Origin of the sequence: Mesorhizobium sp. M0563 (genome assembly GCF_040321065.1) — a bacterium.
Taxonomy (GTDB): Bacteria; Pseudomonadota; Alphaproteobacteria; order Rhizobiales; family Rhizobiaceae; genus Mesorhizobium.
In genome coordinates this window covers 395,296-408,315 of record NZ_JAMYQV010000003.1, presented here as the reverse complement: position 1 = coordinate 408,315, position 13,020 = coordinate 395,296, and the positions used below count along the sequence as shown (strand labels likewise).

General features: G+C 61.2%; 7 protein-coding genes and 1 pseudogene. 4 read left to right on the top strand and 4 right to left on the bottom strand.

What is annotated here, in order from left to right:
• Both NKI50_RS07340 and NKI50_RS07335 read right to left on the bottom strand, forming a co-directional pair.
• A pseudogene (locus tag NKI50_RS07340) lies at positions 1-281 on the bottom strand (OmpA family protein); the annotation flags it as partial.
• A gap of 7 nt (positions 282-288) precedes the next feature.
• Positions 289-954 (bottom strand): DUF3450 domain-containing protein, encoded by a 666-nt coding sequence (locus NKI50_RS07335; protein WP_352716014.1) that lies wholly within the window; start codon positions 952-954, stop codon positions 289-291.
• Positions 955-1,390: 436 nt separating this feature from the next.
• Between NKI50_RS07335 and NKI50_RS07330 the strand changes: the two genes are divergently transcribed.
• Both NKI50_RS07330 and NKI50_RS07325 read left to right on the top strand, forming a co-directional pair.
• Positions 1,391-1,495, top strand: a complete 105-nt coding sequence (locus NKI50_RS07330) for a glycosyltransferase (protein ID WP_023716512.1) — start codon at positions 1,391-1,393, stop codon at positions 1,493-1,495.
• 81 nt (positions 1,496-1,576) lie between these two features.
• Positions 1,577-4,549 (top strand): trifunctional glycosyltransferase/class I SAM-dependent methyltransferase/polysaccharide deacetylase, encoded by a 2,973-nt coding sequence (locus NKI50_RS07325; RefSeq protein WP_352716011.1) that lies wholly within the window; start codon positions 1,577-1,579, stop codon positions 4,547-4,549.
• Between the two features lie 305 nt (positions 4,550-4,854).
• Here the strand turns inward: NKI50_RS07325 and NKI50_RS07320 are convergent, their stop codons facing one another.
• Together NKI50_RS07320 and NKI50_RS07315 are read right to left on the bottom strand one after the other, a co-directional pair.
• Positions 4,855-5,535, bottom strand: coding sequence for a redoxin domain-containing protein (locus NKI50_RS07320; RefSeq protein ID WP_023716514.1), 681 nt, complete (start codon positions 5,533-5,535; stop codon positions 4,855-4,857).
• A 19-nt stretch (positions 5,536-5,554) separates the two neighbouring features.
• A complete protein-coding gene (locus NKI50_RS07315) occupies positions 5,555-8,854 on the bottom strand; it encodes an ATP-binding protein (RefSeq protein WP_352716008.1) in 3,300 nt (1,099 codons plus the stop codon).
• A 279-nt stretch (positions 8,855-9,133) separates the two neighbouring features.
• On the opposite strand from NKI50_RS07315, the gene NKI50_RS07310 reads away from it, so the two are divergent.
• Positions 9,134-10,228, top strand: coding sequence for a branched-chain amino acid ABC transporter substrate-binding protein (locus NKI50_RS07310; protein ID WP_352482327.1), 1,095 nt, complete (start codon positions 9,134-9,136; stop codon positions 10,226-10,228).
• A gap of 80 nt (positions 10,229-10,308) precedes the next feature.
• Positions 10,309-12,780: an adenylate/guanylate cyclase domain-containing protein gene (locus NKI50_RS07305; protein ID WP_352716005.1), complete on the top strand. Its 2,472-nt coding sequence runs from the start codon at positions 10,309-10,311 to the stop codon at positions 12,778-12,780.
• Positions 12,781-13,020 lie beyond the last annotated feature (240 nt).

Below are 13,020 nucleotides of genomic sequence, written 5' to 3'. Positions count from 1 at the left end.
GCACGGGGGAGAACGCTCCCCAGTGCAGCCGCAAGCTGCTCGGGTTCGTCGAGCAGGTGCGTAACTCGTGAAAGCTCCGAAATTTCGCGACCGACCAGCAACTGGCGAAGCGTTTCCATGCGAGGATCGGCGGTTGGGATTCCGTCGAGACGCGCACGATAGTCCGGATCAACGTTCCGGGCAATTTCGATCAAAAGGCGAGCCAGAGCCTCGCGATCAATCTCTGTATCGTTCGAAGCTGCTCTTTGAGGAAGGCTGATTGGGTCGACGGTCGACGTCAAGTTCCGATCAACTCACTTTCCAGGTACGCTCCGAGTTGCTCTTGCTGCCGACGGGATCCTGATTTAGACATTTTGCAACCTCGACAAACAGGCCAGCCAAAAGATTTCGGTCGGTCTTGACATTGCCGAGATCGGAAAACATTTTCTCCATCAGCATCTGAATGCTTTCATTCTTTTGCTTGATTTCCTCACGCAGCAAATGGTCGTTTCGATTTATCCGGTCCGCAACTTCGCGCTCAAGCTCGCTCAACTGATCCGACAACGCGCGCACCTGCTTTTCAAGCGCTTGATTTTGCTCGCGAAGATTCCGGTCAATCTCCTTGTCGGCGTCGGCTCGCGCGTCTTTTTCGTTCCGCAATTGCGCGGCAAGCGAGTCGACCTGCTTCTTTGCATTTGACTCGTACATTTCAAGATTGCGCTTGGCCTCGGATTCGACATCCTTGAAGCGCTGCAAGACCCGTTCTTCAAGCTTGGAAAAGCGGCGGTCAGAGTCCTGCATCTGGTTGCCGAACAGCAGATCACGTATCTTGTCGACACCTACAGCGTCGCCGGGGGCCCCGCTCTCGCGAGCCTGGCCCGCCACGAAGGTCAGCCCGTTTCCGTCTGCATTACTTATCAGATTTGCGTCCGCTTTATTTGCCGAAGAAGCGGTACTCGAAGATTCCTTGGCCATCCCATGCCCCTTCTTTTGAACATTGTCACAGCGCTAATTTAGCAACTGATAAACATGTCAGCAAAATAGCCGACCCGCAAGCCGGAATCTTCTCGGCTTAAGTGGTTTCGTGCGTCCCCATTCGGGTAGATTTGGACATGCGGCTCGATCCGGATCAGCTTACGCTCGCGTCTCGCCCGCGATCATCTTTTTGCAGATGAAATGCGCGAAAGGAAATGCCGCGGCGCATCGGCCTCAGTCTAAGCCGTCGGGCATGCGCGCTTGCCATTCGCCCTGTCTTCAAGTCTTTTTCGCCTGCCTCTAATTCGCCCCGATCTTGACAGGGCAGTGCTGCCAGCCGATGCCGTCATCCGGTTTTGACATTCGCCGACTCTTGCCGAAGAAAACGAAAGCTCGATGATCCAGGACAATGCTACCGCAAGGCGGTGTGGTACCGATGCTCAATGCCGAGCAAACCGTCGGCGCAACGCTTGCCGGCATCCGCCGGCAGACCTACCAGATACTGGATATAGTCGTGGTAGACGATGGGTCGATGGACTGATCGGCGTCGATTGTGACGGCCTATGCCGAGAAAGATCGACGCATCTTGTTCTACCTTCGAACCGGGCGCGAGTAAGACGGCGTGGCGCCTAATCCCTTGGTTTCAATCGTGGTTCCTGCGCACAACGCGGAGGTAACGCTGGCGCGCGCACTCGATTGCCTTCTCGATCAGGAAATAATGGACTGGGAGGCGATCATCGTCGACGACGCCTCCACGGACCGCACCCCCGCGATCATCGCCGGTTATGTGGAGCACGATGCCCGATTTCGGACGTTAAGCTCTTGCGCGTACAGCGCCGCCGGCGCGCGCAATAGCGGGATTTCGACAGCGCGCGGCCACTGGCTCATGTTTTTGGATGCGGACGATTGGGTGGATGCCAGCTTCCTTGCGAAAATGCTGGCCGCACTTGAAGCAGCGCCCGATGCGGTCGCCGCCTATTGCGGTTCTCGGCGCGTGATGCCCGATGGCGAACTCACCCCGTCGAGCATCGCAACGGAGGTTGCGATCCAGCCCTTCGAGACATTCGCCCGCCGGTGTGCCATCGCCATTCACGCGCTGCTGGTCGACCGGGAGACAATTGTCGAGTTGGCCGGTTTCGATGTGTCGCTGCGCACCTGCGAGGACTGGGATCTGTGGCAGCGCCTCGCACGTCTAGGCAAAAATTGGGTGATGGTCGACGAGCCGCTCGCTTTCCATCGGGTCAGCCCCAACTCGCTCAGCCGCAATTCGACGCAGATGCTGGCAGATGCGGAAATCGTGATCGCCCGCGGTTTTTCTGCTGATCCCAGGGTCAAACACCCAGCATCGGCTCACGCCAATGGAGCGATCGAGGCGAACGGCCGCACCGCTTCCGACGCACTCGCATGGTTCGCGTTGTGGAACGCCGCGTCGGATTGCGGCTGCGGCTCGCGCTCGATCAACCCGCAGTCCCTGCGCGCGCTCCCGGCAGGACGTAAGTGGGCGCGTGAGATCGCCAAGGTGGTCTTCGATGGCCTTATGGTAGGAAGCCTATCGGTGCCAGCGCAATTGGCTGCCAAGTGGGACAGGTTCGGCGGCTCCCTCACCGAATTGATCATCGAACTCGGCAAGGTCTGGGACGATCCCGTAGCGGGTCGCCGCGTCCAGTATCACCTTGAGCAAATGCTTCTCGACTTCGACGATCTTGCCGCGCCGCGCAGACTGGCGCGGACACTCGGCATTCGCGTCGACGCTCGAAATCCGACCTCGATCGAGCTTCCAGAAGGAATCGATCAAATTTATGCTTATCTGATGATGGATGGCCAGATCGAGGCTTTCGTACAGTTCGGCGTACTCGGGAAAGTGACAAGGCGTCATTGGACTGAGTTGATCCTGAATTTCGTGCCCCCTGAGCGGCTTATGCACAGTGCCGCGCCGCTTGCGAGGCGATCACCTTTATCTGCACCGCAAAAGGGCGCCGGTACCGACAAGTCAAACGTGTTTGCAGCCGAGGCATTGTTGTCCATAGCGGGACGCCGGTCTGATCGGGACAGCCATTTCGGCAAACTCGCGGGATTGGCCGTGGAAGCGCAGGCGCTGGTTGGGTCGAGCGCCGAAGCTACAGAGCCTCTAGCAGCGCCGCGCCGTGCACGGGCCGCGGATGGGCACGACAACGATCGCAGGTCTTTCTGGAATCGCCATTTCGCGACCGAGGATCCCTGGAACTACGGCTCGCCCTATGAGCAGGAAAAATATGAGCGGCAGCTCGAAATTTTGCCTGCCGGTCCCATCGGGCGGGCGCTTGAGCTGGGCTGCGCGGAGGGCCACTTCACGCGTCAGCTGGCGCCGCGGGTGGGCCATTTGACCGCAACTGACATCTCCGCCGTAGCCATCGGGCGGGCGCGCGCGCGATGCGGCGATCAGCCGAACGTTGAGTTCGGCGTACTGGATTTCTCCGCCGACACGCTGCCGGGTGAGATGGATCTGATCGTCTGTTCGGAAGTGCTCTACTACCTGGATGATCTCGCCGAGTTGCGGCGCATCGCCAAAAAACTCGTTGAGGCGTTGGCGCCTGGCGGCAGTTTCATCAGCGCACACGCGTTCGTGCTACGTGACAATGTTGAAAGGACGGGCTTCGACTGGAATACATTCGGTGCACAAGCGATCTCAGAGACGCTGGCAGCGACCGACGGCCTCGTCCTCGAGCAATCGATCCAGACCGAACTCTACCGCATAGACCGCTTCCGCCGTCTGTCACCAGGCTACGTGGCGACGGAACCGACGATTGATCATGTGCCAATCCGCGCGCCCGTCGAAATCGGGGTCGCGCGAAAAATCGTCTGGGGCGGGGCGCGGGCCTTGCGCCGCGACGTCGCACGTAGCGAGCGGCGACAGCGTATCCCCGTCCTCATGTATCACAGCGTCTCCGATGAAGGTCCGGCCGCGCTCGCCCGTTTTCGGCTCACCCCCGCCGCATTCGCCAGCCAAATGGCATGGCTGCGCGCCAATGGCTTTCACGCGATTAGGTCCGAGCAGCTGGAATGGTTCATCGCCAACCGTCAGCCTTTCGTTGGCCGCCCAGTGCTCATCACCTTCGATGACGGCTTCCAGAACTTTGCCGACCATGCCTGGCCGACCTTGCGCGCGAATGACCTGACCGCGGAAGTGTTCCTGGTGACGGACCTGGTGGGTGAAAGTGCACAGTGGGACGCCTACAGTGGCCCGCCGACGCAGCTTATGGACGCCAGGACAGTGCGACGCCTCGCCGGCGAAGGTGCGTTCTTCGGAAGCCATCTGGCGACGCATCGCGCGATCGATGGTCTGTCGAGCTCTGACTTGGCCGCCGAACTCCTGCGCTCTCGTATGTTCATCGAACGGTGGACCGGTCGGCCAACCACGGCGTTCGCGGCACCCTTCTCGGTCACCGACCGACGGCTTGGCAGGCTGGCCAAGGAGTGCGGCTATCGGATCGGCTTCGGCGGCAGACACGGGCCGGCGGACCTCGATTGCGATCCCATCGACCTTCCGCGGATCGAGATTCGCGGGGATCGCTCGCTCGATTACTTTGTTGCCCGTATCGAGGCCGTGCTCGAATGAACGGTGAGCTTGTCAGTGTCATCATTCCCGCTCACAATGCGCAAGATACAATCGACGAGACGCTCCGCAGCTGCGCGCTCTTTCGAGATTGTTGTTGTTGACGACAGCGTTCTGACGGTTGGAAGGGGTGCTGTCGCAGCCACCCCACGATACAGGAGCCATCCACAGAGGACATCGCTAGTCCAGAGGCGACAGAAAGCATTGCCAGGACCGTACATTCTGGCTCGTCGAGGCCAATGTTAGATTTGTAACAAATTGGTTCCGCTTTTTGTTCAGTGCCGCGCCCGTTTACCTCGTTCGCAAGTCTATTGGGCCACTTGGGACACGGCTGACATCAGCTCCTGCGGGCTTGGCGCCCCAAACATGTATCGCCCGCCCTCTGGAACCTCCGTGAAGCTCCAGCGGACGATCCCCTGCCGATCCAGTAGGAACTGACCGACCAGTTGTCCGTGTCCCGTTGCCATCATCTGCTCGTCGGCTTCGGTCAGTTCGTAATGGTCCCTCTTATTAAGGATTTCGCTGGCCGCAATGGGGTCCATAGGACCGGGCAACTCGCCTGGTATATCGACCCGCATATCCTTTGCCGCTGCCATCGAGACCTTGTACGGCCAGTTCGTCTCGTTTTGGGTGAATTCGAGATTGGGCAGTCCAAAAGCACGATGTGAAGCGCGTTCAGGGTCGGAGGCCGCAAGCAGATTCGGCATCGGATGGTAGCGGAAATAGAGACGCGCCCGTTCGATTGGCGTGTTGACCACCGTCAGGCTCTCCACGCCCTTTTCGCGCAGCTCCGGATCAAGCCGCGCCTGGGCGGCGATATGGCGCCGGCAAAACGCACAATGCAGACCTCGAAACAGGCCGACCAGCACCGGCTTTTGGCCGCGAAAGTCGTCAAGCGCGATCTTGCCTTCCTGGGTAATGGCGTCGAGTATCAAGTTCGGCGCACGGTCGCCCGGTTGAAGCGGTACCAAGTCACTACGCGCGGACATTTTCCACCTCCAACCCCGGCTAGTCGAGAAAAGGCAGCACCACAAGCGCTTCCGGGTCGAGCCCGTGCTGGGCGCATATACCCTGCGCCAGGGAAAAGTAGCGTTCGGCCTCGGCCAGATTGTCGAGGTCGAGATTAAGCGTTGCAAGACCATCATAGCACGGAAACAGCAGTTGGGGTTCGCCCGTTTCGCGGGCTACGTCCAGTGCTTCGTGGAACAAGCCAACCGCCAGCTCCGGACGCCCGTTGCACTGGTGGATCTGCCCAAGCACGATCAACGGCACCGGCAGGTGCTCGCGCTGGTCGAGCGCCCGGTCGATCTCGATGGCCTTCTCGGCAGCAGGTACGCCCTCCGTTGGACAGCGATCCGTGAAAGTACAACAAGCGACCGCCAGATTGGCGAGGAGGCGCGCCTGGAAACCCAAATCACCAATATGGCGCGCCACTTCAAGACCGCGCCGACAGACCTCCATCGCGTGCGCCGGATCGATGGTCGTGTAAAGCACGCCGAGATTGGTGTAGCCGCGGCAGGCCGCGCCCAGTAGACCGGCGGCTTCGGCCAATTCAATGCTATGCTCAACCTGACGCACGGCCTCACGGTTTCGCCCAAGGCGAGCCAGCGCAACAGCCTTGGTATTGAGTGCCTCGGCGGTCACAAGGGTGGCATCACGCCCTACCTCGGAGACATGCTCCGTTGTCAGAGTGCGTACGCAATCCAGCGCCGCGTCTGCCCATTTTGCCGCGAGAGCGTGATCTCCGCTACGGAACGCCTGTCGGCCACGTTCTTGCCAGAGATGCGCCTGCTCGATCGGGGCATCCGCTCCATCGAGGAGCGCTGCCGCTTCAGCATAGCGGGATTCTGCGTCGTCCCGCTTGCCGACGTCCCAGAGCAGCCGACCGATCTTGCGTAAAACTCGCGCCGACGCGACGCGATTGGCCGACTCGCGGTATACCTGCAACACCGTTTCGTAATGGTGGTGCGCGATCTCGCGGCGGCCTGCCGGGCCGCTCAAATCGGCAATGCGCTCTGCAATTGCCAGTTTGAGCGGTGTTTGCCCGATCGCGGCCAACGCAGTCAGTGCTCGCTCGTAGAAACGAAGGGCGTCGTCGTTGGCGTATATCATGCGAGCGCGATCGCCCGCCGCCTGCAGGTAATGCGCGCCCTTCTCCCGCTCGGCGCTCTGTGCGAAATGATGACCGAGCACGGTCAAATCCTCGAGCCGCTCCGGCTTGTCGCCGCACAGTTGCTCCAAGGCAGCTCCGACCCGCCCGTGGATGTCGGTCCGCCGTTGCAGGAGTAGATTCTGGTAGATCACGTCCTGCAGCAATGTTTGCGTAAAGCGGTAGCTTTGCGACGAGACCGAGCCTGATCCGGCAACTTCCTCGATGATTTCCGCATCGCAAAGCAGTTCGCAGCCGGCTTCGAGCCGGCCGGGGTCGGTTGTCACAGTTTTCAGAAGTGTGGCATCGAAGCGCGGGCCGATTACCGCGGCCTCCTGGGCCAACCGGCGCACCTCTTGGGGCAGCCGGTCGACGCGGGCAAGCAACATTGCCTGGATAGTGGCGGGGATGCCGGTTGCGACTTCGCCTGCCACAGTCCGCCATCGCTGGCCCTCTCGCATCAGTACACCGCGATCGATAAGGCCGCGAACGATCTCCTCTAAAAAAAGGGGGTTGCCGCCCGCGCGCTCGAGAATCTGGTCGAGAAGCCCTCCTGCGGAGTTTACCCAGCTCTCGCCGAAAAGCGCCGCCAGCAGGCTGCGTCCGTCATCACTGCTGAGCGGCGGAAGCCTGAGCGCTGTGTGACTGACCCGACTTGAGTCGAGCTGGTCGTTATCCGGCGCCGGACGATGCGTGACCAGCAACATCAACCGCGTGCGCTCCAACCTGTCCATCACGAAACGTAGTGCCTCAAGCGACACGGCGTCGGCCCAGTGCAGGTCTTCGACGACAATCAACAGCGGCGACAACGCAAGCCGCCGTTCGATGATTGTGCGGACTGCGTAGAGAATTTGCCGCCGCAGCTGCTCGGGTTCGACATGCTGCAAGGTGGCATCGGGGTCGCCAAGGCCGAGCACATGGTAGAGCAAAGGCATCAGCCGCTTCGCCTCCTCGCCCTGCAGGCCGAGATCGGTAAGCAAGCCTGCGAGCTTCCCCCGCATTTCGTCCCCATTGTCGTTTTGCATCATCCCGGCAGCGCTGCGCACCACTGCGCCCAAGGCGCCAAATGATTGTTCGCCCAGCGGTGAGCACGTGGCCAGCCGCACGGCGACGTTGCGAAAACGATCCTCGTCGCCGACGCGGGCGACGAACTCCTTCACCAGCCGCGATTTCCCGATACCGGCTTCTCCGACGAGGCGGACGAGTTGGGCCGAGCCGCTGCACGCCTGGTCAAGGCTCGCCATCATTCTACTGAGCTCCGCACCACGACCTATTATCGGCGCACTGAGGCCGAGCGCCTCGAGCCCACGCGCTGCACGCGGCGTCGCAAGCGGTGCATCCAGTCGATGGACGAGCACACTGCCAGCCTTGCCGCGAAACACGACATCACCCAGCGACTCGTAAGAGAAGGCATGCCGGGTCAGTCTGTGAGTGAGCTCGCCTACCAGCACCTCACCCGGTGCGGCCAGCGATTGCAGGCGTTGCGCCGTATTCACTGTGTCGCCGGTCACCGAATAGGATTTGGCGGTGCCGATGCCCAATCCGCCAGTAACGACCGGACCAGTGTTTATGCCGATGTGGAGCAACAGAGGCGAGCCGGAGTGGGGGGTGCTTTCGCCGAGCCGCGCCGTCCGGGCGATCATGTCGAGAGCGGCGCGAAGCGCACGTTCGGGATCGTCCTCATGCGCGACCGGCGCACCGAACAACGCGAGCAGTGCATCGCCGATGAATTTGTCGACGAAACCACCAAAGTTTCGCACGGCCGCCGTCAATTCCTTGAACAGTTTGTTCTGCAGCGCTTGCATGACCTCGGGGTCGAGCTGCTCGCTGAGCGTCGTGAAGCCGCAAAGGTCGGCGAACAGGACCGTTACCGTCCGGCGATCGGCGTCAGAGAAGGGATGCAGCCCTTCTTCGCTTTCGATGTCCGGAAGCATCGATGGAGTTCGAGAAGGCGGCACAATGGTCCGGCTTGATGTCGGAGCAGGCCGTTCGACGACTTTTGCGGGCGCACCGACGTTTGCCCCACATTTCGGACAGAACTCGAAATCAGGTGCGCAGGGGTAGCCGCAACTGGCGCATGGCACGGGCTGGCGCCTGCCACACCCCGGACAGAAGGCGTAACCGCCCTCAACCTCGAAACCGCAGCCCGAGCAGTCCATCGAACAAGACCTCACTAGAGGCCGTCCCGGCGTGACCTCGCCACGCACTTCACGGCCAGGCTATTCGCAAGGATGCACCGATAGTCGTCGACCGGCAAGCGGCAGCGCAAATGGGCATCGAGCGATCAGTGTGGGTCCGGTGGCAGGGCGCTGCGGGCAGGCATTGTTGAAGGCGCAATAGTTGTCGGATCCGCGAACGTCGCCGAGACAGCCGCGCTTGCCGAAGGGGCTGTCGGCTCTGACGGGATTGGCGTAAGCTACAGTTAAGGGGGTGCACACATGCACCGCATCATCGCCATGGCGATCTTAGTTCTCGCGGCCGCGTTCAGCTCCGCGCGGGCGGAGGTGCTGATTGGGGTTTCATCTGCGATGACGGGACGGCTCGCCTGGTTCGGCGAGCAGGCGCAGCGTGGCGCCGAGATGGCCGTGGCCGACATCAATGCGACGGGTGGCGTACTCGGCCAGCAGATGAGGCTCATCACGGCCGACGACTTCTGTGATCCCGAGCAAGCGGTCGCCGCAGCCCAGAAACTGGTGGGTGATGGTGTGGTGCTCGTCGTCGGGCACTACTGCTCTGGAGCCTCGATCCCAGCATCGAAGGTGTACGAGGCGGCGGGCGTTTTGCAGATTTCACCAGGATCAACCAATCCGCTGTTGACTGAACAAGGCCGCGCCAACGTTTTTCGAGTCATTGGTCGCGACGACACGCAGGGGATCGTGGCCGGCAACTACCTGGCCGAGCATTGGAGCAACAGCAAGATTGCGATCCTTCATGACGGCACCACTTATGGAAAGGGTCTTGCTGACGAGACTCGAAAACAGCTGAACAAGCGCGGCGTAGTCGAAGCGATCTACGAGGAATACACACCCGCGAAGAACGACTATTCGGCCGAGATCGCTGCGCTAGAGGCTGCGAACATCGCCGTGGCATATGTCGGCGGATATCATGCCGAGGTCGCACTCATGGTTCGCGCTGCGCGCGACCGCGGCTACACAGTTCAGCTAGTCTCAGGCGATGGCATGGCGACCGAGGAATTTGCTTTGATCGCCGGCCCCGCGGCTGAGGGTACCCTCTTCACGTTCCCCGCGGACGCTCGCCGAAATCCCGAAGCCGCCTCGGTCGTCGAGCGGTTCCGGGCTGAAAACTTCGAGCCCGCAGGCTACACGCTGCTCAGTTACGCCGCCGTCCAGGCCTGGTCGCAGGCAGTGGACAAGGCCGGCTCACTAGAGCTCCAAGCCGTGATAGCGGCGCTGCGCGGCAATCAATTTGATACTGTGTTGGGCCGTATCGACTTTGACAACAAGGGCGATCTCACGAGCCAAAACTGGGTATGGTACGTCTGGCGAGGTGGAGAGTACGTGCCGGTCGAATAAGGACCGCCGATGCCGTCGCCGCTTGAGACAGCTGATGGAGATCGAGTTAGCTGGACCGTTCAGAGCTATGTGTCGCCGTTATGCTTGAACGCTTCGGCATACGTGGCCGTCTGTTGCTCGCTTTTTTCGGCATCAGCACCTTCGCCGTACTCGCGACAGCGGCCGCTCTCTATGCCTTCCTCCAGGTAGGAGAGGTCGTCGACCGCATCACCAAGGATCGGGTACCGTTGGCGCTCGCGTCCCTCCAGCTGTCGCGCCAGGCAGAGCGGGTAGCCGCCTCTGCGCCCGCCGTACTTACTTCGACCAGCAAAGCTCAGCACGGCGAGGTTTCCGCCGCGGTCGGGGTCGAGATGACGCGCCTCGAGGAACTGCTTGCCGCACTCAAAGGTGCCACGCTTAGCACGGCGGTGGTGGCTGAGATCGAGGCTGCAGTTCTTGGTCTGCGGCGCAACCTCAACGCCCTCGACGACCTTGTTGTCGCCCGCCTCACAGTGGTGGCGCGCAAAGAAGAACTGTTACGCCGCTTGTCGGCTACGACAAATGCAAGCCAGCGTCTTGTGGCGCCCGGTATCCTCGTGATGAATTCCAAGCTCCAGCAATGGCAGGCGGTTACAGCCGACACGTCGCTCGCGCCGGATCGCGGTGCGGCGGCGGCGGCCGACCTGGTCCAGGCAATTGCGGCCTACATTCCGCAGCAGAAAGCGCAGCAGGAGATATCGGTGGTCAATGACGTGCTGGTCAAGACGACGGACGCGCCAACGCCAGACGATCTGACGTTGATCCTGTTTCCGCTGCGCCGGTCGCTCGCCGTTCTCGACACGGTTTCCACCGAGATCGACGAGAGGCTGCGAACCCGTTTCCAACAGCGGGTCGGCGAGTTCAAGGCATTGATCGACGGCGGGAACAGCATCCCGAAGGCGCGCAAGGACGAGCTAGCAGTGCTCGCAGAGGGCGAAAAGCTTCTGGCCGAAAACAATCGGCTGTCGCGCAGTCTCACCGCTGCCGTCGATCGCCTGGTCGCCGCGGCAGACCGCGAGATCACCGCGTCCGGTCTCGAAGCCGCGACGGTCCAGCGCTACGGTACCGGAGTTGTCCTTGGCTCCGCCTTTCTCACCCTCTTGAGTTCCGTTCTGGTTGTCTGGCTCTATGTCGACCGTAGCCTTCTCGCCCGTCTGGGAGAGGTGAGCCAAAGCATGTTCGCAATCGCCGGCGGCGATCTTCGTGCGCCGCTGCCTGCCGCGGGCCGCGACGAGATCGGCCGGATGGCCGAAGCGCTTAGGCTCTTCCGGGACACCGCAGTCGAGGTCGAGGAAAAGAACCTGCGCGATGTCGCTGAGGCGCGCCAACGGCTCATCGATGCGATCGAGAGTATCTCCGAGGGATTCGCGCTGTACGACGGGGAGGACCGGCTTGTCCTCAGCAATAGCCGCTACCGCGAACTGCTCTACAGCGACCTTGCGATCGAACTGATGCCCGGCACGACATTCGAGCACATTATTCGCCGATCCGCTGAGCGCGGCTACATCAAGGATGCCGAGGGGCGGCTCGAGGAATGGGTCGCCGAGCGGCTCTCCCGGCACCGCAACCCAGGCGAACCGTGGGTGCAGCGGCGAGGCGACGGGCGATGGATCATGATAAGCGAGCGGCGGATCACCGCCGGCGGCACGGTCGCGGTCTATTCGGACATCACTGAGCTGAAGCAACGAGAGGAGAACCTCGCAGAGAAATCCACGGCTCTCGAGGCGCTTTCCAACAAGCTGGCCAAATACCTGGCGCCGCAAGTGTACAGCTCGATATTCGCCGGCCGCCAAGACGTTAGAATCGCCAGCCAGCGGAAGAAACTGACAATATGCTTCTCCGATATCGCCGGCTTTACCGAGACCACTGACAAAATGGAATCCGAGGATCTCACCCAGCTCCTCAATCACTATCTGACGGAAATGTCGAAAATTGCTTCGGATCACGGCGCGACGATCGACAAATATGTCGGCGACGCGATCCTGATGTTTTTCGGCGACCCTGAGACGCGCGGCGTCAAGGAGGACGCGCTGGCGTGTGTGCAGATGGCTCTCACCATGCAAAAGCGGATGAGCGAACTTGCCGAAATCTGGCGTGACATTGGAATTGAGACACCGCTGCGCTGCCGCATCGGCATCCATACCGACTACTGCACTGTCGGTAACTTCGGCAGCGAGGACCGGATGGATTACACGATAATCGGCGGCGCCGTGAATCTCGCCTCGCGCCTGGAACAGGAGGCGCCACCGGGGACCGTCCTCATTTCCTACGAGACGTTTGCGCAAGTGAAGAACACGATCGACTGTGAGGAGATGGGGCATGTCCAGGTCAAGGGGATCGCCTATCCCGTCGCCACCTACCGCGTCATCGATCTGAAGGCCAATCTAGCCGGCGCTTGTCACGCCGTTCGAACCGAGCTGCCGCACTTCAGGCTGGAACTTGAACCGGAGCTGATGTCCGCTGACGAGCGTGACGATGCCGCCACTGCGCTTCGAGACGCGCTGGATCGGCTTTCCCACAAGCCCGGGCAGTAGGGCTTGGTTCACAACGACCCTTCCATGGACGCAAGGAGTAGGATGTGGGACGCAGCTTATTGGCGCTGTCGATGCGAAGGCCACAGAACGGTCGCGGTCAGTCTTTGAACTCGGGCGGAACGTCCGCATCGGAGCCGAGACTTAACATTCACGGCATCACTGGCAAGGTCCGGATATGGCGCAAGTTGCCCGTTCCGGGGCGCCGCCTTAAACGGCAAAGTTTGACCCAGAGCGGCCGCT

What these genes read in the sequence shown, in the direction of transcription:
- NKI50_RS07305 (WP_352716005.1), top strand. Translation starts at nt 10,309, where the DNA reads ATGCTTGAACGCTTCGGCATACGTGGCCGTCTGTTGCTCGCTTTTTTC.
- NKI50_RS07330 (WP_023716512.1), top strand. Translation starts at nt 1,391, where the DNA reads ATGCTCAATGCCGAGCAAACCGTCGGCGCAACGCTTGCCGGCATCCGC.
- NKI50_RS07335 (WP_352716014.1), bottom strand. Translation starts at nt 954, where the DNA reads ATGGCCAAGGAATCTTCGAGTACCGCTTCTTCGGCAAATAAAGCGGAC.
- NKI50_RS07310 (WP_352482327.1), top strand. Translation starts at nt 9,134, where the DNA reads ATGCACCGCATCATCGCCATGGCGATCTTAGTTCTCGCGGCCGCGTTC.
- NKI50_RS07320 (WP_023716514.1), bottom strand. Translation starts at nt 5,535, where the DNA reads ATGTCCGCGCGTAGTGACTTGGTACCGCTTCAACCGGGCGACCGTGCG.
- NKI50_RS07315 (WP_352716008.1), bottom strand. Translation starts at nt 8,854, where the DNA reads ATGGACTGCTCGGGCTGCGGTTTCGAGGTTGAGGGCGGTTACGCCTTC.